The following is a 22,247-nucleotide window of genomic DNA, read 5'->3' on the forward strand; positions in this document are numbered from 1 at the left end:
CGGTCACGGCCAACCTTCTTCTCCATGGTCGACGCAGACAGAGAAGGCCGATAAAACGCCCTTACAACCAAGCAAGCCCACGTTTTGAATCCTTCCCGTTGGTTGCCCTTGCTCGGTTTATTGCTGATCGCCAGCCCGGCGCAAGCCGAGAGCATGGATGACCTCATCAAGGTGCTCCAGGAGGGTGATTGCCGCAACTGCCGGCTGGCCGATGCCGACCTTGTGCATGCCGATCTACGCGATGCCGATCTACGCGATGCGCGCTTGCAGCGAGCCAATCTCGGCGAAGCGCAATTGGATGGGGCTGACTTGCGAGGGGCCAATCTCAGTTTCACAAGCTTGCACGGGGCTTCACTCCGTGGCGCCAATCTCGAAGGCAGCGTCTTGCATGGCACCGACCTGCGCGATGCCGATCTCAGTGGCGCTCGTCTGAGCCCAAACGCCCTGGAAGAGGCGCATTGGCAAGGCGCCAAGGGCATCAGAAGTGGCATTCAAAGCCATGCCGCAATACACAATGCAGGGGTAGAAGCTGCTCAAACTGCTCGTTGGTCTCAAGCCGAACAACTATTTAGCGCCGCAATCCTTCGTTCGCCGGAAGAGCCTTTGAGCTGGATTGCTCGAGGGATCAGTCGCAGCGAACAAGCCAAAGACGATATTGCAGCAGCTGATTTCCGATATGCAGCCTCTCTTTACCTAAAGAGCGGCCAAACGGAGGTGGTTGAACAACTCCAAACAGCAGCCGAAGCAGTTCAGAAACGGCGCAAGAAAGCTTCCCAAACAGTCTCAGGGAAAGGATGGGGAGGGCAAATTCTCAATGGAATGACCTCCTTAGCTCAAACTCTTGCCCCCCTCGCCATGAAGGCCTTAATCCCAATGGGGTTAGGACTCTGATTTGCAGGACATTAAATACCCAAGCCAGTGAGTTGACGCGCAGCAGGCAAAGAAGGCTGATAGCCATAGCCATACGTTCCTCCCTCATGATCATTAATAATTCGAGGAGACACAAGAATCACTAATTCTCGCTTTTCCCTTCGGCCCGATGATTGTCTAAAGAACTGACCAATCAAGGGAATATCGCCAAGAATTGGCCATTTTCTTACTACTTCAGCATCTCCATCTGAGATGACGCCAGTCAAAACAAGAGTTTGACCATCTCTCACCCTAAGACTTCCAGTATCCAACCTTCGAATACTTAGAACACTTCTTGGCCCACAATTTTCAATCAGCCCTGTAGAAGTCACGGCAGAAATTGCCGGAGAAAGCGAAAAAGTGACAAAGCCATTATCATCTATTTTCGACACCCTTGCGCCAAACGTTAAACCAGCAGTTGACTCTTCGGGTTGACAGCTGTTGGGAGCGCCATTCTGCCCAGGAGAAACACTGTAATTAGTAATCACCTGCGTTCCAACAGTGACAAAGCTTTCGTTAGCGAATGGCCTCCCGATTGACGCAGACCTAAACGCATCTTCGCCACCCGACACTGCAACCTCTCTGCCAAGCAACTTGTCGGGATTTTCCCCCAAAATCAAAGTAGGCGAAGCTAGAGTTTTTGTATTTGAAGATGTTATCAACGACTTAAGCAAGTTAAAAAAATTGTCCCTAGGATAAAGATTACCTGGATTTATAGGAACAGGGTCCAATGGTGGCTTGGTGATTTCCTGAGAAGCTGCATCGAGCTCCTTGTATTCGCTTTTACCACTTGATGCTCCCCCAGATATAGTGTCAAAAGTACCGTTATTGGGTGGCAGCAAGCCTCCAAATGCTCCGATCAATTCGCCGCGATCGCTGACAATAAAATTATTGCCATATCGGAAAGCGAAGCTATTCTCGATAACCGAATCATTCGTTAAATTAACGTCAAGAATTCTGACAGACAAAGCTACCTGTCTTTGCCTAATATCAATCTGACGCAAATAGCCTTCTGCGATGACAACCAACTTGGAGTCGCCAACAAGCGTGACTGACTGAAGCCGAGAATCTGTCGTGACTATTAAGCCTTTCAACGGACCAACAGAGGCTCCATAGGTTTCAACATTCGTCAAAGACGATTGCTGCGCAGTCGTAGAGGCAGAGTTATTAGCAGGAGTACCTGTTGAATTCGTCTCACTAGAAGTTATGCTTGTTGTCATAACTTTATTGACATCTGCTCCCAAGCTCCCCAAATAATTTGCGGCGGAGACTGCCGAAGATTGATTGAGTCGATACACCTTCGACATCTGTGGGCCGAAGGTCTTGGCGGAAACTTTCGAGCCCACCATCAGGGTGCGACCATCCAATTTCCCCTGAAGACCGGAGGCGAGCAGAACCCCATTGAGAGCTCTCGCATAGGACTCGTTCTGAAAAGCAATTGAAACTGGACGATCAGTGGTCTTAGCTGAAACAACACCATCTCGTCCTACGCCCTCAGCTCCACCATCCTGTTCACCGACAAACACAAAGCCATAGCCACCTAAGCGAGCCAAAGCCATCAGCGCATCCTTGGCAGGGGCGTTATTAAGAGTGAGGGTGACTGGCGGCCCGCTCACATTCACATAACTGCGGTTCTGAAGCACCATGGTTCCCACTGCCATATCGCCCAGTGGCGGTGCAACAGCACGCGGACGCAATGGTGGGGCGTACTGCGTTTGGGGGACACGCCCTGGCGTATTCAGATTGAGGCGTCCTGTTTGCAGGGTGGGAGCAGCAACCAACCCTGGAAATTTGAGGATGAGATCACGCCCATTGGCACTGACCACAGGGTCTTGCAAGGGCTGGCCTGGACTCGGCGTGACCTTCAACGCATAGGAGCTGCCGCTACCAACCAACGTGGCGGACTGAATTCCAGTAACTGGATCGGTGAGCCGCACCTGGCCATTACGAACCCCCGGTGCCCCCTGGGTCTGCAAACTCCCCTCCCAAACCTTGCCGTTCATGCGCTGCTGCAGAAGGGGCTGATCGCCGACTCCCTCAATCACAAGTTCCACGCCTTCGTTGCTGCGGCGCAAGCGCAAGTTCATGGAGCCCTGACTTTGAGCCCTGATTGCTCCAGCACCTCCGAGCCCGAACATCACATCGCACTCAACAAGTGCAAGGCTGCCAATCAACACCAATGGAATCAGCCGGGAGGGTCTCGAGGGGATTCCCACGCCTGATTCACAAACACTATGGGCGGATGGTATCGAGCCAAACTCTCAGGAGCCAGCCCTAAAACCCAGCATGTGGACGATTCAGGATGGCGCCCTGACCCTGGACTGAGGCACGGATTCCATAGGTTCCTTCGCGTCCTGATCCCCATCCATTGTCTTGTCAAAAAAGCTAAGTCTGAGCTTGAGCTCGGTTAGCGGTGGGCCCGTAGGGGCCCCGTCAGCATTGGTCTCTGGCGAGACTGCCTTGAGCTCTAGATCACTGGGCTGCACCAGGAGTTCCAGTGTCTCCATGGCCCGCAAGAACTGCAGCACTGCCACATAGGGGCCACGCACCTGAAGCAGCACCGCTGTTTTCTCATATCCCTGCATCTCTGGAGGGGCTTGGCCCTTGTCCTCGCCTGCCTCGTTCTGATTGTTGGTTCCTGGCGAGGGAGACTCCGTGACGCCAGGAGCCGCGGCAGCGGGTTCATACCGCTCGATCACCACACCACTCTCAGTCGCGGTACGACTCAACTGGGTAAGGAAGGTCTCGATCTGGCCGCGGCCAGCCACCAAGTTCACCACAAGATCTTGCTGTTGTTGGGCCGCCACATGCTTTTGCTGCTCTTGCTTCACCCGAGCCTCGATCAACGGCAGGGACTGTTCCTGCACTTTGAGCTCAGCGATTCGACGCGTCCGTTCCCCTGATGCCAACCAATGGGGAAGTCCGGCAATTGCAAACAAACCAGCACCGATCAGCACACCAATGAGGAGTGGGACACCGACCAACAGCCGCTGACGGGTTAGATAGTTCTGCCAAGAGCTCCCTGTGCCGTTCAGGTTCGTCATAACTGCACCCCACGCTGCTCGAGCAAGCGGTAGCGCTCTGCCAGGCCGATGGCTCCCAGCTCCTGAAGTTGGATCAGGGATAAGCGCAGCTTTGGATTCAGCGCCCAGTCCACGCTGAAAATCACAGCAGGATCATCCCCGTCCTCCCTCGTGATCTTGATCACCTTGACGCCCTGTTCACGGGTGATGGGCAATTGAGACAGGGAGATCACAAGGGCATTGATCCGTTCCAAAGGCCCTGGAGTTTCTCCGATCTGCACCCGGCCAGACAGTTGAATTTGCGCCTGACCAACCGATAAATCCTGCAATTGCACGCCAACAGGAGTGATGCGTCGGAGCTGCTCCAACAGGGGAGAGCCACCGGGGAAAGCCACCAGCTGTTGCGCAATCCTGATGGTCTCCTTGTTCACTGCGGCGGTCTTCGTTCTCAACCGCCGCGACCGTGCTTCTGCCGCGGTGAGGCGTTGTGCCAGCGGTGCCAGCGACTCCAACTGTTGCTGCTGTTGTTGTCCCCGCCAGTTCAAAGCTGCAGTGATGGCGCAAGCAATCAACAGCGCAGCCCCACCCAGCAACGCACCTCGCCTGAGCAAAAGGCGGACAGGAACAAACGGGGCGGGCTGAGCAGGCAAACCCAACTCGATGCGCCGCTCCCGGAGCAAATCGACGGGGGCTTCTGTACTTTCCCTCACGGCTTGCTCTCCGCGGGAGGAGCCTTCAAGGCCAACTGCAGCAGTGACATCTCACCATCGGAAACAAGCGAGCCATGGAGACCAGCACCATGACCTTCCTGCCAACGACCCTTCCAGCTTGGCCCCGCTGTAATCCACCAGCTGCGCCTTACACCGACCTGGCGTTGTTTCTGGTCCCATGCATCGAGAAGGAACAGCACCTCATCTCTAACGGTCGGGAGCTGCGTGGCTTTCAACCCAACATCCAATTCAGGCAGTCCTTCGCACAGCACCACAAGACGCCAAATCCCTTCGGACTCAATCAACCAAACCCACTCTCCCTCAAGTGGTGCGTTGAGAGCATGCAGTGCTCGCCAAGCAGCAACCAACAGCCACTCCGCTTGGCAGAGATTGAGATCTGCTAATGCCACCGTGTCAATCCAGGCCTGCAGGATCAAGCGATCGGCGCCCACCACCAACGCCATCTCCCTCTCGTTCATCGCGGTCAAAGCGACATAGGACTCCTGCCATTGCAGCGGCCAGGTCATCTCGGGCGCAAGCACTCGGAGGGAGGTGGCATCAGCCAGGCCAGCAGCACCCTCCAGCAGTCGCCAATCGCAAATCGGCAGAGGCAGCAACAGTTCCAACTCCACAGACACAGAGGAAATACCCTGTTCGATCAGCAGATCCGCAACCAGCTCAGCCAGCACCTCGCGTTGGAGCGGCACCCCTCCCTGACAAAGATCCGGAGGAAGATCGGTGTTGATGATGCGCTGCTCACCCCGTTCCCACCAGGCCAAACTCAGAACACGATCAGAAGCAGCAAGAAGCACACGCCGCCGAGTGAGCAAGCCGCTGATCTGAACCAGCAGGCCATCGAGGGCAGGGAAGCGATCACGCAGATCAGCCAGCTCCAAGGTCTGCTCCTCGATGCGTCATGAAGGATGTGCTGGAAGCGTATCGACTACTTCCAGGGCGCGCCGCTTCCGATCGCCTCACTCAGATGGCGAAAGCCATGGAGATCGAGCTGACTGATCAAACCTTCAAGGATGCGTGGAACCAAATCGGGACCTTCAAAAATCCAACCGGTGTAGAGCTGCACGAGGGATGCGCCAGCAGCAATGCGTTCCCAGGCCGCCTCGGCAGATGAGATTCCCCCCACTCCAATCAACGGCAAAGCCGGACCGGCGCTGGCGCGCAGTCGCCGAATCACCTCTACAGCGCGATGGCGCAGAGGGTCGCCGCTGAGGCCACCAGCCTCTTCCGCAAGGGTTCGGCCGGTCTGCACGATCAGCCGCTGTCCTAGACCCAGTCGATCCAGGCTGGTATTGACGGCGATGACGCCAGCCAAACCCTCCTCGTAGGCCAATCGAGCGATGCCATCAATGGCATCATCTTCAAGATCAGGCGCGATCTTCACCAGAAGTGGTGGGCAAGCTGGTAGGCGACGCAACCGCTCGACCAAACGACGCAATTGGGTTGAATCCTGCAGATCTCGCAAGCCAGGAGTATTGGGAGAGCTCACATTGATCACGGCGTAGTCCGCCCAGGGCGCAAGACAGTCCAATGACGCGGCGTAGTCATCAGGGGCCTGGTCGAGAGGAGTGAGTTTCGACTTCCCGAAATTGATCCCAAGCACCGCCGGACGATGGCCTGGAGCCGGCAACGCCTGCCGCTCAAGGGTGCGTTGCATCGCCTCAGCACCGTTGTTGTTAAACCCCATTCGGTTGAGAGCAGCCCGTTCAGCAGCAAGACGAAACAGACGGGGCCTGGGGTTGCCTGGTTGTGCATGCCAAGTGACGGTGCCCACTTCTGCAAATCCGAACCCAAAGCAATCCCACACCCCAGCGGCAACTCCGTTTTTATCAAACCCCGCTGCCAAACCCACTGGATTGCTGAATCGACAACCAAACAGAACTTGCTCCAGCCGCAGATCCCGTCGCTGAAGCTCGGTGGTTATGCCCTCCAGCACGGAGGAGATCCCAGGCCAACCTCGTCGCAAGCTCACCTGAGCGAGGGCCTGCAACGCCGACTGGCTGAGTTGTTCTGCATCCACCCCCTCATCCCGCGCCAATTGCGGGCCCAACCATCGCCGATAAAAGCCGGCGGTGGATAACACCCCGGGGGATGACGCATCAGCCATCTGGGCTCCTAGGTCTGTTTCGATCCTGCCGGGTCGCGTCGCAACCGCCAACGATCATTCTCCACAGGCTCCACCATCCAGTCACGCCAACGCCAAGAACCTTGACGTTCTGACAAACGATTGAGGGGCTGCTCCACCAACTGCGCCAACTCCACAGCCGACAACGCATAGCCTCCGGATGCCAAGCGATCAGCCAATTCCATGCGTGTGAGGAGCTTCTGCAGGGAAACTGGTGCCGAATCCACCAAGGGCTGACGTTGGGAAGCTGGACGTAGGGCAGCTGAAGCTGGAGGCGTTTGCTTCCGTCCTTTGGAGTAAGCCACCGCAATTTGATCCACCCTGTCGTTGTCAGGGTCTCCGCTGTGACCTTTCACATAACTGAGCGGCACCTCGGCCAACCGAGCTTGATCAAGCGCCTGCCAGAGATCCTGATTGAGCACTGGCTTGCCTGCCGCAGTGCGCCAGCCCTTGCGCTTCCAACCAGCCATCCAACTGCCGAGCCCGTCGATCAAGTATTTGCTGTCGGTGCGGAGCGTGAGATCCGGATGCAGTGGCAATTCAGCCAAGCGTTGCAAGGTGGCAAGCGCAGCCTGTAACTCCATACGGTTGTTGGTCGTCGCTGGATCCGCACCGCCAAATTCTTCCACGCTGCCGTCTTCGAAGCGAATCAACGCACCCCAGCCGCCCGGCCCTGGATTGCCGCTGCAGGCACCATCCGTCGCTGCAGCCACGACGCGACCACGTTCATCAGGTTGATCAGCCATTGATTCCACCACCGGATGTTCGGTACAACAGGTCGTTGTTCTCCAATTTGGAGCCCCCGTTTATGCGGCGAACCTACCTCCGGCGGCTCCTTCTGACTGGAACAGCACTGATGTTGGTGGGCAGTTCCTCGGCGCTGCCTGGGTGGACCCGTTCGTTGTTCGACAGCAAGCCACTCAAGCAAGACCAGTTTGCGATCCTGGCCCACGCCGTTGGCCATAACCGTTGGAAACTGTTGGTCCTTGAGCAGATCAAAGCCCGTCCTCTTTGTTGGAAAGAACAAGCCGATGGACTGGTTGAACCATCGCTGAACAGCTTTGATTTCACCGGTATTTGCAGCCGATATCTCGACAGCAATGGCTATTCACTGCGTACGGCAGGAGACGACACAAAAAAATCTGTTCGTTTACGCCTTCGGCAAAGGCGAAATGGGCTTGAGCTTCAAGCACTAGACCCCAACCGCAGCACGGCAGTCGTGGTGGCCAAGGCCAGACAAACCAGACGCAACAAAGATGCTTTCGTGAGACTCAAACTGGAGCCGGGTTGGCAACTTGAGCGTCGGGCCTATCAAGGACGAACCCTGAGCCACGTGTATTTCGCCAACAGTGAATCGTTGAATCAATTGAGAGCGAAGGCCTCAAAGCGTCCAAGCCATTCGTTTCGGATGTCGACAATGGCCAAACTGCCAAGGGCACCTAGACCCCCATCTTTGTATGCCGGCAAGGGACCCATCCAACTCGAAGTAATTCCATTCCGTCCGTGAACAACGCGTCAAGGACAGTTGAATGAGCGACAACTGCAACCACCCCAACCAAGCCAATCTGCCTACATTCATTTGGTGAGGAGTGCTTTGCGCCTCTTCAGGGTCGAAACAAGGAAAGACTCCTGAATGCCTTGTTCTTCAAAGACTCTGCCTTTGGCAGGGTCTTTTTATTGGCGAAAGGCAGCGCATAACGCCATAAAAAAGCCGGCTCAGAGAACCGGCTCAAGACGATTGAAGGGGGATAGAAGAGCCCCGTTGCTTAGAAGCAGGGGCTCACAAAGATCACTTGATTGTGACCTTGCCACCCACCTCTTCGATGGCCTTTTTCAAGGCTTCAGCGTCATCCTTGGAGACGCCTTCCTTGATGGTCTTTGGAGCAGCCTCGACCATGGCCTTGGCATCGCCCAGGCCAAGACCTGTGGCTTCGCGAACAGCCTTGAGAACTTTGATCTTGGCGGCAGCATCAAAGCTTTCCAGCACAACATCAAATTCGGTCTTCTCTTCAGCCGCTTCACCACCACCAGCAGCAGCGCCAGGGGCAGCCATCACTACACCAGCAGATGCAGCAGCAGACACACCAAAAGCATCCTCAATTTGCTTCACAAGCTCGGAAGCTTCAAGCAATGAGAGCTTTTTCAGTGATTCAAGAATTTCGTCAGTTTTTGGAGACATGATTGGGAATCAGCAACAGATCAGGAAAAAAAAGTGAGGTCGAAGACGTTCAGCTTTCGCCGCTATCGGCGTGCTGCTTGAGCGCTCTTGCAAGACCGGAGGGAACCTCGTTGACACCCACAGCAACCTTTGTGGTAACTGCGTTGATGGCGCCGGCGATCTGGGCCATGAGCACTTCCTTGGAAGGAAGCTCCCCAATAGCTTTGATCTCGTCCTGAGACAGAAGCTTGCCTTCAAAGAGGCCGCCCTTGGTCTCGGATTTTTTTGTCTCTTTCTGAAAAGCTTGAACCGCTTTACAAGCACCGCCAACATCACCCTTAATCAGGATGAAAGCGTTGGTGCCACTCAGAAGAGAGTCGAGGCTTGACCAGACACTGTCACCATCGATGGCACGACGCATCAAGGTGTTTTTAGTCACCTTGCAAACGCCGTTGCTGGCCTGCAGACGAGTCCGCAGATCAGACATTTCCTTGATGGAGAGGCCCTGATAATCCAGGACCAGTGCCATTTCGGCCTCGCCAAGAAGCTGTTTAAGCTCCTCGACGATCTGTTGCTTGCTCTCCAGAGTGCGGCCCATAGGGATTAGATCGGAGGAACAAGCTGGACACGCGGCGTTTCAGGGCTCCCGAGGGAGACGAGGCCGCGTGTCGATCCAACCCAATGGGAAAAAATCGTCGCATTTTCCTCGGCAGGACTTATGAAACATGCTCAACGCTGTTGAGATGGAACAACCTGCTGTCTTAGGCCGGGCGCGTGCCCGTGGACTGGCAATAGCCAGTCCACAAATTTACATCACTGAGTTCAACCTTCCTGCTCGATGTCCTGCAGCACAGAGATATCGACTTCGACAGAAGGTCCCATCGTGGATGTGACGTACAGACTTTTCCAGTAACGACCTTTGGCGCCACTGGGCTTGTTGCGATCAATGGTTTCCTGCAAGGTCTTGAGGTTTTCCAGCAAGGCCTCAGCAGTGAAACTCGCTTTACCAAAGCGAACATGCACGATTCCGGTGCGGTCCGCACGAAACTCAAGCTTGCCTGCCTTGAATTCCTGAATCGCAGACGCCAAATCGGTGGTGACCGTTCCGGCTTTGGGATTTGGCATTAAGCCACGTGGACCAAGAACCCGACCCAACTTGGCAACCTTCGGCATCATGTCCGGGGTCGCGATCAGAAGGTCGAAATTCATTTCGCCCTTGGAGATGGCCTCAACAAGGTCCTCATCACCAGAAAGTTCAGCGCCTGCGGCCTTGGCCTCAGCAACTTTTTCACCGCGGGTAATCACCGCGATACGAACGGTCTGACCTGTTCCCTGAGGAAGAGCAACCGTCGTACGCAGTTGCTGGTCGGTGTATTTGGGATCGATACCAAGGCGAATGTGCGCCTCCATGGTTTCGTCAAATTTGGCGTTGGCGTTCTCTTTGACCAACTGAATGGCTTCAAGAGGCTGATAGGCACGGTCCTCGATTTTGGTAACGAGGCTGGCCAGGCGTTTGGAAAGTTTTGGCATGACAGGTGTGGGGTTCAAGCGGCATTGAGGCCTCCCCCGAAATCAGTGAACGGAACAAACAACGAACGCAGTGCGTTCAGTCGCTAACGGCAACACCCATGTTGCGGGCGGTGCCTTCAATGATGCGCATCGCCGACTCAACACTGGTGCAGTTGAGGTCGGGGAGTTTGGTCTTGGCGATCTCCTCAAGTTGGGATCGATTGATGGAGCCAACACTGCCCTTAGCGGACTCACCGGAACCCTTTTGAATTCCAGCGGCCTTGGTAATCAGAACCGAGGCAGGCGGGGTTTTAGTGATGAAGGTGAAACTGCGGTCTTCGAAAACCGAAATTTCAACCGGAATCACGTATCCGGCCTTGTCCTGGGTGCGAGCGTTGTACTCCTTGCAGAACGCCATGATGTTGACCCCGTGCTGACCGAGGGCAGGACCCACCGGTGGTGCGGGGTTGGCTTTGCCGGCCTGAAGGGCCAGCTTGATCACAGCTACGACTTTCTTGGCCATCGGCAAGCGGAGTTAAACATCTGCGGATCACCAACCCCGAGGGGCGGTGCGGCGAAATGGCGAACCATCTCTAAGGCCGTCCTCCGCAGGAGACGGCCGCCGAATCAATCAGTTCTGTTTACTGATTTGAGAAAACTCAAGTTCAACTGGGGTTTCTCGAACAAAGATCGACAACAACGCTTTGAGCTTGCTGCGTTCCCCAGACACCTCGATGACCTCGCCTTGGAAGTCTTTGAAGGGACCTGCGGTTACAAGGATTTGATCGCCCTCTGTGAGATCGACTTTGACAACGGTCTTCTTCTCGGCGGCGCGCTTGAAAATCCGATCCACCTCCTGACGACTCAGGGGACGGGGCTTGATATGACCACGGGCCTTACCTGTGGCACGCCGGTCTTCCGCGCCAACAAAATTGATGACATTTGGCGTGCTTCTCACCGCCATCATCGTGTCTTCATCAAGGACCATCCTGACCAAGACGTAACCCGGGAACACCTTCTCCTCGGTGGATTGACGACTGCCGTCTTTTTTAACTTTTATCGCCGGTGTCTCGGGGATTTCAATCTCAAGAATTCGGGTACTCACCCCAAGCGTGACGGCGCGCTGCTCGAGGGTGGCCTTGACCTTTTTCTCACAGCTTGAGGCCACCTGCACCGCGTACCAACGGGCGATCGATGTGCGTGCAGGCATCGACTCAAGCGTGCCTTCCTCTCCCTCATTGGGTGCTGGCAGTTCAAGCACCTCGGTGCTCTCCTGCTGGGTGGTTTCGAGGTCAGACACGGATGCGGACGAACAATTGGGACAAAGGCGATCTGCTGTAAAAGCAACAGATCAACGGAACACCTGAGAGGCGGCCCAACCGTAGAAACGGCTGAGGGCTGAAATAGCCGCGGCCGAAAGGCTCACCATCAAGATCACAGCCACGGATTCACTGAACAGCTGCTGACGACTGGGCCAGACCACCAGCTTCAGCTCTTCGAAAGTGGCAGCTAAAAAACCACCCCTCCGGCCTGTTTCAGCCGGTGTTTGCGGGGAAGCTGTTTCGGTGTCCTCAGAAGTAGGGCTGGTCACGAATCTTGCGAAGCCGGAACTGACGCCGGTGCCTTGGGCACGTGACGGCAAACAAGCATCCTACTGGACGCTTACTCAAGCCTTTATTCAGCTTCGAATCGAAACGGTTCGGTCGAGGTGTCTCCGGAGTAAACCCGAACCGCCTGAGCCCCATTGAATCGCTCTTCCAACAATTCGGTCGCCAGTGGATTTTCAACGCGACGGCGCAGCACCCGACGCAACGGCCTGGCGCCATATTCAGGCTCGTAGCCCAGGGTCGCCAACTCATGCGCCACCGCATCATCCACCCGCAGTTCAAGTCCTTGTTCAGCGAGCAAGCGGGCTAGATCGGCAAGCTGCAAACGCACAATCCGTTCCAGGTCTTCCACACCAAGCGGACGGAAGCGAATCACTTCATCGATCCGATTCAAAAACTCCGGCCTGAAATGGTGGGCCAACGCATCGTCCACGGCGGTATTGAGCGCCTGAGCGGCACCGGCCTCATCCCCCGATTGGGCTTGTCGCGATGAATCAAGAATGGCCCTGCTGGCCAAATTGCTGGTCATCACCACCACGGTGTGGCGGAAGTCAACGGTCCGGCCCTGCGAGTCGGTGAGCCGTCCATCGTCAAGAACTTGGAGCAGCACATTGAACACATCCGGATGGGCTTTCTCCACCTCATCCAGGAGCAACAGCGCATAGGGGCGACGCCGAACAGCCTCGGTGAGTTGGCCACCCTCCTCGTAGCCCACATACCCAGGAGGGGCACCAAGCAAACGAGCCACTGCATTGCGCTCCATGAATTCACTCATATCGAGGCGAACGAGAGCCTCCTCCTCGTCGAACAACAAAGCTCCAAGCGCTTTCGCCAGCTCCGTCTTGCCCACTCCTGTCGGTCCTAAAAACAAAAATGAGCCCACCGGACGGCGTGGATCTTTCATGCCAGCACGGGCACGACGAATCGCCGCGGCCACAGCCTGCACCGCCTCCGGCTGGCCAATCACCCGTTCAGCAAGACGCTGCTCCAGTTCCAACAGCTTTTGACGCTCACCAGCGAGAAGACGCTGGATCGGAATCCCAGTCCAACGGGCCACCACATCGGCAATATCAGCCGCCTCCACCTGTTCTCGCAACAGGGCAGATCCTTCCTCCTGTGCCTCATTCAGCAACTGTTCAAGATCGGCGCGGCGTTGCTGGACGCGATGCAATTGGTCGTATTGAAGGCGGGCAGCCTCTTCCAAATTTCCGTCACGCTCTGCTTCAGCCATGGCATGGCGGAGATCTTCATCCTCCTGAAGCAACTGACGCAACTCCTCCAGCTGCTCTCGTTCCGCCTGCCAACGCTCCCGGAGCTGACTCAGGCGGTTAGACGCTTCAAGACGATTGCGCTGGAGCTGAACCCGTTCCCCTTCCGGTGCCTGCTCCGCAGCGAGAACCGCCAACTCCACTCGGCGTAATTCAGTCTCTGCATCCTCCACCACCTGAGGCTTGGAGGTCACATCCATTTTCAATTGAGCGGCAGCTTCATCGATCAAATCGATCGCCTTATCCGGCAAACAGCGGTCACTGATGTAGCGATCCGCCAACCGTGCTGCCGCCAGCACGGCCTCATCCGTGATCGTCACCCCGTGATGCAACTCGTAGCGCTCCTTCAATCCACGGAGGATGTCCACGCTGAGTTCAATCGATGGCTCCTGAATCGGCACTTTCTGAAAGCGCCTGTTCAAAGCCGGATCCTTCTCCACGGTGCGGCGATAGTCCTCTGGAGTGGTGGCGGCGATGCAACGCAACTCACCGCGTGCCAGGGCTGGTTTCAGCAAACTGGCTGCATCAGCACTGGAGCGATCACTGTTCACCATGGTGTGGAGTTCATCAATGAACAGCACAACGGCCGCTTCCGGATCGCTCACCTCATCGAGAACGGCCCGAAGACGTTCCTCGAACTGACCGCGAAACTTGGCTCCGGCGATCAAGGCACCTCCATCCAGGGCAACAAGCCGCAAGCCCTGCAGTGATTCAGGGACCTCCCCAGCAACGATCCGTTGGGCCAGGAGCTCTGCCACCGCGGTTTTACCCACGCCAGGCGCACCAATCAGCACAGGGTTGTTTTTGCCGCGTCGCGACAGCACCTTGATCAAGCTGCGAATCTCGCCATCCCTGCCGATCACTGGGTCAAGCAGTCCAGCGGCAGCAGCAGCGGTGAGGTCGCGGCCGTAGCTCTCCAGCGCGGTCGGCTCGCTGATCAGCTCATCAGACCGATCCATTCCATCGCCCTGAAGCGGAGGCGATGCAGCCGTTTGCCCGCGCTGCAGCTGCGTTGAAGGCTGTTGCGTTGAAGGCTGTTGCGTTGAAGGCTGTTGCGTTGAAGGCTGTTGAACTGGCGTCATCTGCGCAGGAGGCATCTGCGCTGGAGGCATTGACGCAGGGGCAGGGGAGGCTGCGGGAGGACGAGGTCTTGGGGGAGGAGACGCGACAACGCTTGAAGCTGAGCGATCGGGCGCACGGGTCAGTTCTGCTTCAAGCCGATCGGCGGGCAGCCCAAATTGAGCAAATAACTCTGCTCCCACGCGTGGGTCACGCCCCATCGCAATCAAGAGATGGGAAACATCGATCAAGCGGGAGCCCCAGAGCGAGCGCACCCGATCCGCCTCCTCCAGCAAGGATTCGAGATCCTCTCCCACGAACAGATCCTCACCCCGAGCCATGGGCTGCTCAGCCAGAAAGCCCTCGAGTCGATCGAGCAGCCGGTCAAGCGGCAAAGGCAAGGCCCCAGCGATACGCCGGTAGCGCTCATCGCTAAAGAGCACCTGCAGAAGATGCTCAACATCGAGATCTGCATGACGCCAACGACGGGCCACATCCTGGCCAGACAGCAAGAGCTCCCAAGCGTCGTCACTGAAACGATCAGGCTCTGAGGTCAGGCTGCTTGGAGGCTCAAGGCTGGTGCGGGAGGGGGAAGTCATTGGGTTGGGGCGTGATTAGGCCGCGTCTGATCGGGAGGAGAGCTGAATGAGTTCCACCTTGTAGCCATCTGGATCGTCCACGAAAGCAATCACGGTGTTTCCATGTTTCATCGGACCGGGCTCACGGACAACCCGCCCTCCTTTTTCTGCAATCGCGGTGCAAGCCGAATAGATGTCATCGAGACCAAGAGCGATGTGGCCATAGCCATCACCCAGGGCGTATTCCTCTGTATCCCAGTTGTGGGTGAGCTCAAGAACGGTGTTGTCGCGCTCATCCCCATATCCCACAAACGCAAGCGTGAAGCGGCCGGAGGGATAGTCCTTACGACGCAGCAATTGCATCCCTAAGACCTCGGTATAGAAGCGGATGGATCGCTCCAAATCGCCCACTCTGAGCATGGTGTGAAGCATGCGCATGCTGCTGATTCCGCCTGTTCTTTCCTCATGCTGCCAAAACACAAAGAGACGCGGCAGGGGGAGTTCCATAAGATCTACTTAGTCTTGTCTCCACCACCCGTGCTCGATTCCCTCGATCTCGTCATCGACACCATCGTGGCCAGGGAGGTCTTGGATTCCCGTGGGAACCCCACGGTGGAAGCAGAGGTCTTGCTTGAAGGCGGTGCCAGTGGCCGCGCCATGGTCCCCAGTGGAGCCAGCACCGGAGCTCATGAAGCCCATGAGCTCCGGGACGGTGGCGACCGCTATATGGGCAAAGGCGTCACCAAGGCGGTGGATCACATCGAAGATCGGATTGCACCTGCGCTCTGTGGCCTGTCGGCTCTGGATCAGGCCAGCGTGGACGCAGCGATGATTGAACTCGACGGCAGCGACAACAAATCCGGCCTAGGCGCCAATGCCATCCTCGCGGTGAGCATGGCAACGGCTCGCGCCGCTGCGAATGGCCTAGGCCTGCCTCTCTATCGCTATCTCGGAGGCCCAATGGCAACGCTGCTGCCGGTGCCTTTGATGAATGTGATCAATGGGGGCGCCCATGCCGCCAACAACTTGGATTTCCAAGAGTTCATGCTTGTTCCGCACGGCGCTCCCAACTTCAGAGAGGCGCTGCGGATGGGAACAGAGGTGTTCCACACCCTGAAGAACCTGCTCAGCGAACGCGGCATGAGCACCTCCGTGGGCGATGAGGGCGGCTTCGCTCCTGATCTCGGCAATGAGGAAGCAGGAGACATCCTGGTCCAAGCCATCGAGAAAGCTGGATACAAGCCAGGTGAACAAATTTCGCTGGCGCTCGATGTAGCGAGCACGGAGTTTTACAGCGATGGCCGCTATGCCTTCAGTGGTGGGAGTTATTCCAGTGCCGAGATGGTGGACCAGCTGGAACAACTCGTGAATCGCTTCCCGATCATTTCGATCGAGGACGGGCTCGCAGAAGACGACTGGGACGGATGGGCCCTAATGACCGAGCGCCTCGGCAAACGCGTTCAACTTGTTGGAGATGACCTGTTCGTCACCAATACCAAACGCCTGCAGCGTGGCATCGATGCCAATACCGCCAATTCGATCCTGATCAAAGTGAATCAAATCGGCTCACTGACCGAAACACTTCAAGCCATCGACCTCGCCGGTCGGTCTGGGTACACCAGCGTGATTAGTCACCGCAGCGGAGAAACAGAAGACACAACCATTGCTGACTTAGCTGTCGCCACGCGCGCAGGCCAGATCAAAACTGGTTCGCTGAGCCGCAGTGAGCGCGTCGCCAAATACAACCAGCTGCTGCGGATTGAGGACGAGCTTGGCAATCAAGCGGTGTATGCCGGTGCCACAGGCCAAGGGCCTCGAGGTCGCGACTGAGGCTTGCCTTCTCTGGCCTCGGTCAAGGAGCTCCAACCGGTCGCTGATTGCAGGGTCATGGCTTGCGCTGATGACCCCCCTGACCCTGAGCGGTTCAAGAGAGTTGATCGTCTCGGTTGCCTGAAGATCCAAACAGGCACTCACGCTCCAATCACCAACTTAAATGACACTTAGCATCTCAAACTTCTAGCAATTAGAAGAGCAGCTATTCATAGCAGAATCAGCAAAAAAGTAACGAGTTCTTCCCTATTTCAGCCGCAGTAAAGAACAAAAAGAAGCTCGGGCACTACCAGCCTTGTCAATACGGTGATCGTCACAGCAGGACTTGCACGTCTCATTATTGAGAACCAGGAAAGCAAACATTCCCTAGGCTTGACAGAACAGGTTAAAAAGTTGATAGAACCTCGCAGGAATCACTCACTTTCGAACATTTTTTCGAGTCGAGGACGATCAAAGAAGCACGAAAAGATTTCCAGGGTGGCTCATCAAAGTCAGTCAGCTCAAACAATTGCCAAGGACATTAAAAGGGACCAACGAAAACAATGCGCACTTAAAAAAAGAATTCCCTTCAGGATGAAGGCTCACTTCCTGACAACGTCTCAATCCGTCCATCCCTGCGCAATTTTACTTGCAGCTTCAGCCAACCCATGCCTACAGGTAAAGCCGCTCCTAAGGGAAGCAAAGCCCAAAGTGGCCTTGAGCTCGCACCCATCAAAGCGGCGGCGACGGCAAGGCCACCAAGCAAAACCGATTGACCGATCGAATTCTGGGCCGTGACCATTCTCCGGAACTGACGGTCTGATTCACCCATACGGATCTGGAGTTGCAGATCCCCTTGCTCCAGGCGCTCCAGGCTTTCATCCAACCGACGAGGAAGGCCAACAGCCCTTGAACTGATGGCACCGACCTGACGGCCAAATTCATTTAAAAGATCGTTGGAGCCAGATCCACTGGAAGTCATGAGCGGCAGCAGATAGGGCTTAGCAATCGCCACAAGGCTAAAGCCGGGATCAAGACTTTTGCCGACCCCTTCAAAGGTGGACAGGGCACGCATCACAAAGATCAGCTCCACTGGCAAGCGAAACGGCTGCCCATACACCAGTTCGTAAAGGTCGCCCGATAGTTTTTGAATCACGGAGCTACTGAACGGAGGAGTGAGTGCCTCCTTCAGCATGAGACGCACCAAGCGGCGAACCGGGCCCACATCAACACCAGTGGCGATCACTCCAGCCGCTTGCATCTCATCCACAAGCGACGCAGCATCCCTAGCAGCGGCAGCCCTCACCATCCCTCCCAAACGCCTACGTAGGCGCTCGGAGAGTTGCCCCATCATCCCGAAGTCGTAGTAAATCAGCGCTCCATCGGCCGCAACCGCCAAATTCCCTGGATGGGGATCGGCATGGAAAAAGCCGTAGCGCACAAGCTGCTGTAGGTAGCTAGCCGAGCCGATCTCCGCCACCTTGGACGGATCAATCCCAGCATCGAGAAGAGCCTGACGATCATTGATTTTGATCCCTGGCAAGTAGTCAAGACAAAGCACGCGTCTGGTGCTGAGCTCCCAGACCACCCCAGGCACCCGGATGTTCGGATCATCGAGAAACTGCTGTCGAAACCGTGCGGCATGCTGCGCTTCAAGACGGAAATCAAGCTCTCGGAGCAACACACGCCTGCACTCCTGTGCAATCGCAACCCAATCGCGCCCACGCCCCCATTTGGGATGACGCTGAAGCACAGCTGCCACCTGCTGCATCACTTCAAGATCCAGCCGAAACAAACTCTCCAATCCGGGGCGCTGAATCTTCAGCACCACCTGACGACCACTGCGAAGACTCGCCCGATGCACCTGGGCCAAGGAAGCCGCCGCAATCGGCTGCTCATCTAAATCAATGATTTCTGCGCAGCGGGCACCAAGCTCTTCCTCAAGAACAGACTGGGCACGGTCAAAGGAAAAGGAGGGAACACGATCCTGCAGTGCCGCCAATTCAGTGACCCAACCAGCTGGCAACACATCAGGCCGAGCCGACAGCAACTGACCAAGCTTGATAAATGCCGATCCAAGGCGAAGCAGCTCTTGCGTCAGCCAGCGTGCACGCCCTTGCTGGCGGGCCTCACGACGTTCTTGCGTTAGACCGCCAGGATAGCTAAAGGCTCTGGCATCCCACCACAGGAAAAACAGCAGGGTCAGAACAGCACGCCAAATACGCAGTCCCCGGAACGCTCGACGCAGCAGGGACTTCAGGCGACTGAACAGGATCACGACCGCTCCTCGATGCGCAGCCCTAGTTCAGCGACCCGGGCTCGCAGCTGATCAATCTTGACCTGCAAGCTCTCCTCTTCCACGGCTGAAGCAGGCGAGGCTGAAGCAGGCGAGGACGTTGCATCCACGCCACTTCCGTCCTCTTCACGGTCAAGTCTCTCTGCTTCAGCCTTCACTTCTTCCTGAAACAAGTCCCATTCCTGGCGAACGCGATCGGGCGCGTCTTGCACCAACACCGCCAATCCAGCGGCAGCATCGGCCACGCCGTGACCCATCCGAGCGATCACACGATGCATAGCCGCTCTGAGCAGAGCATCTCGGGAGGTCATGGCCATTCGTCTCAACCCTTGAACTGTGGCAGATTCAGACCCCGATCAGCGAGGTTCGATCAAGGAGCGGGAGGCGCCTCGATTGGCGTGAAGAAGAGATCTGTTGCCGCCGACGCAGGTTCAATGGCGGTGGGGGTTGGCTGTGCCAACTCGGGGCCCTCATTCTGCAAAGGATTTGGGGCTTCTAAAAGAAGCTCTGAGTCCAGCAACTCAGTGGGAGCGTCGGTCTCAAACAGAGTCGTTTCGTTCAGCGATGGCATGCCCTCGAAAGGAAGGGGCGTGTTCAGCGCGGCTTGCTGGCTGCGATCATCCTCAATCGCTGCCGCAGCGATGCGCTCAGCCTCCTCTTTGGCTTTGCGCTGCTCCAGTTCCTTAGCGAGCTTGGCCTGTTTGGATGCCTTCGCATCAATCAATTCTTTAGCGGCTACATCCGCCTCAAGAGTCCCGGTCTCTCCATGGCGAAGCCGAAGTGCCTCGAGGCTTTCCCCTGGAAATGCACGTGCTTTAAATGACTGAGGTTCAGCTTGCTCCAAGCCAGATCGGATCAAAACAACGCGCTGTGTAATGCCGTAACCAAGCGCGAAGCACGCCCCTGCAACCAGGGGACCAACCCAGAAGCGCGGACGAGCCGGACCCTTTGGCTTTGCCGTGGAGGCATTGGTCTCAGCGGGCATCAACAGGTCCTACTCAGCCCAACCATCTTTGCAGTGGTGTCCAGACCTCAGGTGGTGTAGTCGGCGTTAATGCGGACGTACTGATCAGAAAGATCGCAACCCCAAGCAATGCCACAGCCTGAGCCGCCCCCAACAGTCAGCCTGATCTGCACCGTGTCATCCACGAGATAGCGACCGCGCGCGCGGTCGCTGAGATACGCCGAAGCGGCAGGACGGTCGAATGACAACGGCTGCCCCGCTGACATCAACTGGTGAGGTCCAATCCAAAGAGCTACAGCATCGGCAGAAAAATCCACCCCAGCCCGACCAGCAGCCGCCACAATCCTCCCCCAGTTGGGATCCCTTCCATGAACGGCCGTCTTGACCAACGACGACCCACAAATGGTGCGCGCAATCTGTCGCGCCTCCGTCTCTGAGTCGGTGCCATCCACCTGCACTTCCATCAGGCAAGTAGCGCCCTCACCATCCCGAGCAATCGAGCGAGCCAAATGCTGGGCGACCAACGTCACCCCCTCCTCCAATACCCCGAGCTGATCCGCTGGAAGCACATCACCTGCCGCAAAGGCCAGGAAGGTGTCGTTGGTGCTGGTGTCACCATCCACGGTGATGGAATTAAACGAACGTTCCACAGCCCGCCGCACCATGTCTTGCCACAGGTCACAGGGCACGGCGACATCACAGCTGAGATAGCCAAGCATCGTGGCCATGTTGGGGTGAATCATCCCGGACCCCTTTGCCATCCCGCCAATCCGCACCCTGCGCCCAGCTATCACAGCCTCTAAGGCGATCTCCTTCTCCACTAAATCAGTGGTGAGGATGGCCTGAGCCGCTGCAGCACCACCATCAGGGGCCAAGGCACTCACCAGAGGATCCACCGCAGCAAGAAGGGGAACAATCACGATCGGCACACCGATCACCCCGGTAGAGCAAATCAAAACTTGGTCCTCTGAGAGGCCCAGACGATCGGCCACTGCTTGCGTGATCCGGAGGCTGTCGACCAAACCTCGATCGCCGGTACAGGCATTGGCCTGTCCGGAATTGGTCACCACGGCACGAACGCGACCGGAAGCAGCCTGCAGACGATCAGCACAAAGATCCACACAGGCGGCGCGGACAACGGATGTTGTGAAGGTGCCAGCACACACAGATCCTTCTGGTGCCAACAGAAGAGAGAGGTCAGCTTTTCTGGATGGCTTGAGGCCAGCGCTTAAGCCCGCCGCCTCAAAGCCAGTGGGTGCAGTGATTCCTCCAGAGATTGGTGACCAGATCACAGATTGAGTCATGGATCAGGGTGCAAGGCCAACCAAGCCGCTCTTTCTATGCTTCTAAGGATGGCATCGCCAAGCTCTGAGAAAGACTGCAAGGTCATAATTTCTAGAGAGGTAGCCCAATTCCTTGAGTGGAGTACACCGCTGGCAAGGACTGCAACGGCGCATCGGCCTAACGGGTGGGATCGCTAGTGGCAAAAGCAGTGTTGGCCGTTTTCTAGAACAACAGGGCATTGCCGTTCTGGATGCAGATCTCTATGCCCATGAAGCTTTAGCTCCGGGCACTCCGGCAACTCGTGCGGTGCTGGAGCGCTACGGCGCAAAAGTACAGAGCGAGCTCAGCGAAGGCCTGGACCGCGCGGCACTCGGCTCCATCGTGTTCAGTGATCCACAAGAACGGACTTGGCTGGAAGCTCAACTGCACCCGTTGGTGCGACAACGTTTCGACCAGGAGCTGCAGACGCATGTTGGCGAGAGAGTCGTGGCATTGATGATCCCTCTGCTGTTTGAAGCTGGGCTGGAGAGTCTTTGCTCGGAGATCTGGGTGGTGCACTGCTCGCCAACACAGCAAAGACAGCGACTCATGACGCGTAATCGGCTCTCTCTTGAGGCGGCCGAGCAACGCATCAGAACCCAATGGCCTATGGATCGCAAAACTGAACTTGCCGACTGTGTCATCAAAAACGGGGGCGTGCCGCGCAGCTGGACGTCACAGGTCCGTGAACTCCTCAGTGAAACTCCACCACTTGATTGATCAGATCCGTTCAACGAAAACCAAATTCCAGACAACGACCGAAGCGGCGGCGAACGCCAGGCAACAGGAGGCGCAGAGATCAAGCCGACCTATTGGCAAAGCATGAACATCGCGCGTGACTCCTCAGTCGGAACCTGTCACATCAGACGCCTTGACCAATCGACAAAAAGCTCA

Annotated in this window: 23 protein-coding genes; 5 read left to right on the forward strand and 18 right to left on the reverse strand. The window is 56.6% G+C overall.

Features of this window, described 5'->3' with window-relative positions; genetic code table 11:
• Positions 1 to 84: 84 nt before the first annotated feature.
• The gene (locus SynPROS91_RS11240) at positions 85 to 891 is read left to right on the forward strand and encodes a pentapeptide repeat-containing protein (RefSeq protein WP_255439781.1); all 807 of its coding nucleotides are present in this window, start codon (positions 85 to 87) and stop codon (positions 889 to 891) included.
• An 11-nt stretch (positions 892 to 902) separates the two neighbouring features.
• Here the strand turns inward: SynPROS91_RS11240 and SynPROS91_RS11245 are convergent, their stop codons facing one another.
• A complete protein-coding gene (locus tag SynPROS91_RS11245; RefSeq protein ID WP_370586769.1) occupies positions 903 to 2,555 on the reverse strand; it encodes a type II secretion system protein GspD in 1,653 nt (550 codons plus the stop codon).
• 69 nt (positions 2,556 to 2,624) lie between these two features.
• Here SynPROS91_RS11245 and SynPROS91_RS12395 point away from each other — a divergent pair, with 69 nt between their 5' ends.
• Positions 2,625 to 3,131 carry a hypothetical protein gene (locus SynPROS91_RS12395; RefSeq protein WP_370586770.1) on the forward strand — a complete coding sequence of 169 codons (507 nt, stop codon included), beginning with the start codon at positions 2,625 to 2,627 and terminating at the stop codon, positions 3,129 to 3,131.
• Positions 3,132 to 3,206: 75 nt separating this feature from the next.
• Here SynPROS91_RS12395 and SynPROS91_RS11250 read toward each other — a convergent pair whose 3' ends face one another.
• From SynPROS91_RS11250 to SynPROS91_RS11270, 5 genes are read right to left on the reverse strand one after another with little or no spacing between them, the layout of a single operon-like run.
• Positions 3,207 to 3,953 carry a hypothetical protein gene (locus SynPROS91_RS11250; protein WP_186516928.1) on the reverse strand — a complete coding sequence of 249 codons (747 nt, stop codon included), beginning with the start codon at positions 3,951 to 3,953 and terminating at the stop codon, positions 3,207 to 3,209.
• Positions 3,950 to 4,642, reverse strand: a complete 693-nt coding sequence (locus tag SynPROS91_RS11255; protein ID WP_186516930.1) for a PilN domain-containing protein — start codon at positions 4,640 to 4,642, stop codon at positions 3,950 to 3,952. The genes SynPROS91_RS11250 and SynPROS91_RS11255 overlap by 4 nt, the downstream gene beginning before the upstream one ends.
• Positions 4,639 to 5,538, reverse strand: coding sequence for a hypothetical protein (locus tag SynPROS91_RS11260; protein ID WP_255439783.1), 900 nt, complete (start codon positions 5,536 to 5,538; stop codon positions 4,639 to 4,641). Before SynPROS91_RS11260 ends, SynPROS91_RS11255 begins: the two co-directional genes overlap by 4 nt.
• 47 nt (positions 5,539 to 5,585) lie before the next feature.
• Positions 5,586 to 6,764: a quinone-dependent dihydroorotate dehydrogenase gene (locus SynPROS91_RS11265; RefSeq protein WP_186519767.1), complete on the reverse strand. Its 1,179-nt coding sequence runs from the start codon at positions 6,762 to 6,764 to the stop codon at positions 5,586 to 5,588.
• Positions 6,765 to 6,772: 8 nt separating this feature from the next.
• Positions 6,773 to 7,528 carry a ribonuclease H gene (locus SynPROS91_RS11270; RefSeq protein WP_186516932.1) on the reverse strand — a complete coding sequence of 252 codons (756 nt, stop codon included), beginning with the start codon at positions 7,526 to 7,528 and terminating at the stop codon, positions 6,773 to 6,775.
• Between the two features lie 62 nt (positions 7,529 to 7,590).
• Between SynPROS91_RS11270 and SynPROS91_RS11275 the strand changes: the two genes are divergently transcribed.
• Positions 7,591 to 8,289: a DUF3747 domain-containing protein gene (locus tag SynPROS91_RS11275; RefSeq protein ID WP_186516934.1), complete on the forward strand. Its 699-nt coding sequence runs from the start codon at positions 7,591 to 7,593 to the stop codon at positions 8,287 to 8,289.
• A 282-nt stretch (positions 8,290 to 8,571) separates the two neighbouring features.
• Here the strand turns inward: SynPROS91_RS11275 and rplL are convergent, their stop codons facing one another.
• The 8 genes from rplL to gloA all read right to left on the reverse strand — a co-directional run bounded on the left by rplL (position 8,572) and on the right by gloA (position 15,399).
• Positions 8,572 to 8,961, reverse strand: coding sequence for a 50S ribosomal protein L7/L12 (gene rplL / locus SynPROS91_RS11280; RefSeq protein ID WP_186516936.1), 390 nt, complete (start codon positions 8,959 to 8,961; stop codon positions 8,572 to 8,574).
• Positions 8,962 to 9,010: 49 nt separating this feature from the next.
• The gene (rplJ, locus tag SynPROS91_RS11285; protein ID WP_186516938.1) at positions 9,011 to 9,538 is read right to left on the reverse strand and encodes a 50S ribosomal protein L10; all 528 of its coding nucleotides are present in this window, start codon (positions 9,536 to 9,538) and stop codon (positions 9,011 to 9,013) included.
• 224 nt (positions 9,539 to 9,762) lie between these two features.
• Entirely contained in the window at positions 9,763 to 10,470 is a 708-nt protein-coding gene (gene rplA / locus SynPROS91_RS11290) for a 50S ribosomal protein L1 (RefSeq protein WP_186516940.1), read from the reverse strand.
• Positions 10,471 to 10,546: 76 nt separating this feature from the next.
• Positions 10,547 to 10,972: a 50S ribosomal protein L11 gene (gene rplK, locus SynPROS91_RS11295; RefSeq protein ID WP_048347448.1), complete on the reverse strand. Its 426-nt coding sequence runs from the start codon at positions 10,970 to 10,972 to the stop codon at positions 10,547 to 10,549.
• Between the two features lie 108 nt (positions 10,973 to 11,080).
• Positions 11,081 to 11,749, reverse strand: coding sequence for a transcription termination/antitermination protein NusG (gene nusG / locus SynPROS91_RS11300; protein WP_186516942.1), 669 nt, complete (start codon positions 11,747 to 11,749; stop codon positions 11,081 to 11,083).
• A 51-nt stretch (positions 11,750 to 11,800) separates the two neighbouring features.
• On the reverse strand, positions 11,801 to 12,040 hold the full coding sequence (gene secE / locus SynPROS91_RS11305) for a preprotein translocase subunit SecE (RefSeq protein ID WP_048347450.1): 240 nt from the start codon (positions 12,038 to 12,040) through the stop codon (positions 11,801 to 11,803).
• 83 nt (positions 12,041 to 12,123) lie between these two features.
• Positions 12,124 to 14,982, reverse strand: a complete 2,859-nt coding sequence (locus tag SynPROS91_RS11310) for an ATP-dependent Clp protease ATP-binding subunit (RefSeq protein ID WP_186516951.1) — start codon at positions 14,980 to 14,982, stop codon at positions 12,124 to 12,126.
• A 15-nt stretch (positions 14,983 to 14,997) separates the two neighbouring features.
• Positions 14,998 to 15,399, reverse strand: a complete 402-nt coding sequence (gloA, locus tag SynPROS91_RS11315; RefSeq protein WP_186519771.1) for a lactoylglutathione lyase — start codon at positions 15,397 to 15,399, stop codon at positions 14,998 to 15,000.
• Between the two features lie 99 nt (positions 15,400 to 15,498).
• Here gloA and eno point away from each other — a divergent pair, with 99 nt between their 5' ends.
• The gene (gene eno, locus SynPROS91_RS11320; RefSeq protein WP_186519773.1) at positions 15,499 to 16,791 is read left to right on the forward strand and encodes a phosphopyruvate hydratase; all 1,293 of its coding nucleotides are present in this window, start codon (positions 15,499 to 15,501) and stop codon (positions 16,789 to 16,791) included.
• Positions 16,792 to 17,359: 568 nt separating this feature from the next.
• Here the strand turns inward: eno and SynPROS91_RS11325 are convergent.
• Genes SynPROS91_RS11325 through argJ form a run of 4 tightly spaced genes read right to left on the reverse strand, consistent with a single transcriptional unit; the run spans position 17,360 to position 21,334 of the window.
• The gene (locus SynPROS91_RS11325; RefSeq protein WP_186516953.1) at positions 17,360 to 19,048 is read right to left on the reverse strand and encodes an AarF/ABC1/UbiB kinase family protein; all 1,689 of its coding nucleotides are present in this window, start codon (positions 19,046 to 19,048) and stop codon (positions 17,360 to 17,362) included.
• A complete protein-coding gene (locus SynPROS91_RS11330) occupies positions 19,045 to 19,377 on the reverse strand; it encodes a hypothetical protein (protein ID WP_186516955.1) in 333 nt (110 codons plus the stop codon). Before SynPROS91_RS11330 ends, SynPROS91_RS11325 begins: the two co-directional genes overlap by 4 nt.
• A 59-nt stretch (positions 19,378 to 19,436) precedes the next feature.
• On the reverse strand, positions 19,437 to 20,051 hold the full coding sequence (locus SynPROS91_RS11335; protein ID WP_186516957.1) for a hypothetical protein: 615 nt from the start codon (positions 20,049 to 20,051) through the stop codon (positions 19,437 to 19,439).
• 47 nt (positions 20,052 to 20,098) lie between these two features.
• Positions 20,099 to 21,334: a bifunctional glutamate N-acetyltransferase/amino-acid acetyltransferase ArgJ gene (argJ, locus tag SynPROS91_RS11340; RefSeq protein ID WP_186516959.1), complete on the reverse strand. Its 1,236-nt coding sequence runs from the start codon at positions 21,332 to 21,334 to the stop codon at positions 20,099 to 20,101.
• 112 nt (positions 21,335 to 21,446) lie between these two features.
• Here argJ and coaE point away from each other — a divergent pair, with 112 nt between their 5' ends.
• On the forward strand, positions 21,447 to 22,073 hold the full coding sequence (gene coaE / locus SynPROS91_RS11345) for a dephospho-CoA kinase (protein ID WP_186516961.1): 627 nt from the start codon (positions 21,447 to 21,449) through the stop codon (positions 22,071 to 22,073).
• Positions 22,074 to 22,247 lie beyond the last annotated feature (174 nt).

Origin of the sequence: Synechococcus sp. PROS-9-1 (assembly GCF_014279775.1) — a bacterium.
Classification (GTDB): Bacteria; Cyanobacteriota; Cyanobacteriia; order PCC-6307; family Cyanobiaceae; genus Synechococcus_C.

Bases quoted from the DNA above. Each gene is read 5' to 3' on its own strand.
- SynPROS91_RS11245 (WP_370586769.1), bottom strand. From the start codon at position 2,555: ATGGTGCTTCAGAACCGCAGTTATGTGAATGTGAGCGGGCCGCCAGTC.
- SynPROS91_RS11250 (WP_186516928.1), bottom strand. From the start codon at position 3,953: ATGACGAACCTGAACGGCACAGGGAGCTCTTGGCAGAACTATCTAACC.
- SynPROS91_RS11265 (WP_186519767.1), bottom strand. From the start codon at position 6,764: ATGGCTGATGCGTCATCCCCCGGGGTGTTATCCACCGCCGGCTTTTAT.
- SynPROS91_RS11270 (WP_186516932.1), bottom strand. From the start codon at position 7,528: ATGGCTGATCAACCTGATGAACGTGGTCGCGTCGTGGCTGCAGCGACG.
- SynPROS91_RS11275 (WP_186516934.1), top strand. From the start codon at position 7,591: ATGCGGCGAACCTACCTCCGGCGGCTCCTTCTGACTGGAACAGCACTG.
- rplL (WP_186516936.1), bottom strand. From the start codon at position 8,961: ATGTCTCCAAAAACTGACGAAATTCTTGAATCACTGAAAAAGCTCTCA.
- rplJ (WP_186516938.1), bottom strand. From the start codon at position 9,538: ATGGGCCGCACTCTGGAGAGCAAGCAACAGATCGTCGAGGAGCTTAAA.
- rplA (WP_186516940.1), bottom strand. From the start codon at position 10,470: ATGCCAAAACTTTCCAAACGCCTGGCCAGCCTCGTTACCAAAATCGAG.
- rplK (WP_048347448.1), bottom strand. From the start codon at position 10,972: ATGGCCAAGAAAGTCGTAGCTGTGATCAAGCTGGCCCTTCAGGCCGGC.
- SynPROS91_RS11310 (WP_186516951.1), bottom strand. From the start codon at position 14,982: ATGACTTCCCCCTCCCGCACCAGCCTTGAGCCTCCAAGCAGCCTGACC.
- gloA (WP_186519771.1), bottom strand. From the start codon at position 15,399: ATGCGCATGCTTCACACCATGCTCAGAGTGGGCGATTTGGAGCGATCC.
- SynPROS91_RS11330 (WP_186516955.1), bottom strand. From the start codon at position 19,377: ATGACCTCCCGAGATGCTCTGCTCAGAGCGGCTATGCATCGTGTGATC.
- SynPROS91_RS11335 (WP_186516957.1), bottom strand. From the start codon at position 20,051: ATGCCCGCTGAGACCAATGCCTCCACGGCAAAGCCAAAGGGTCCGGCT.
- argJ (WP_186516959.1), bottom strand. From the start codon at position 21,334: ATGACTCAATCTGTGATCTGGTCACCAATCTCTGGAGGAATCACTGCA.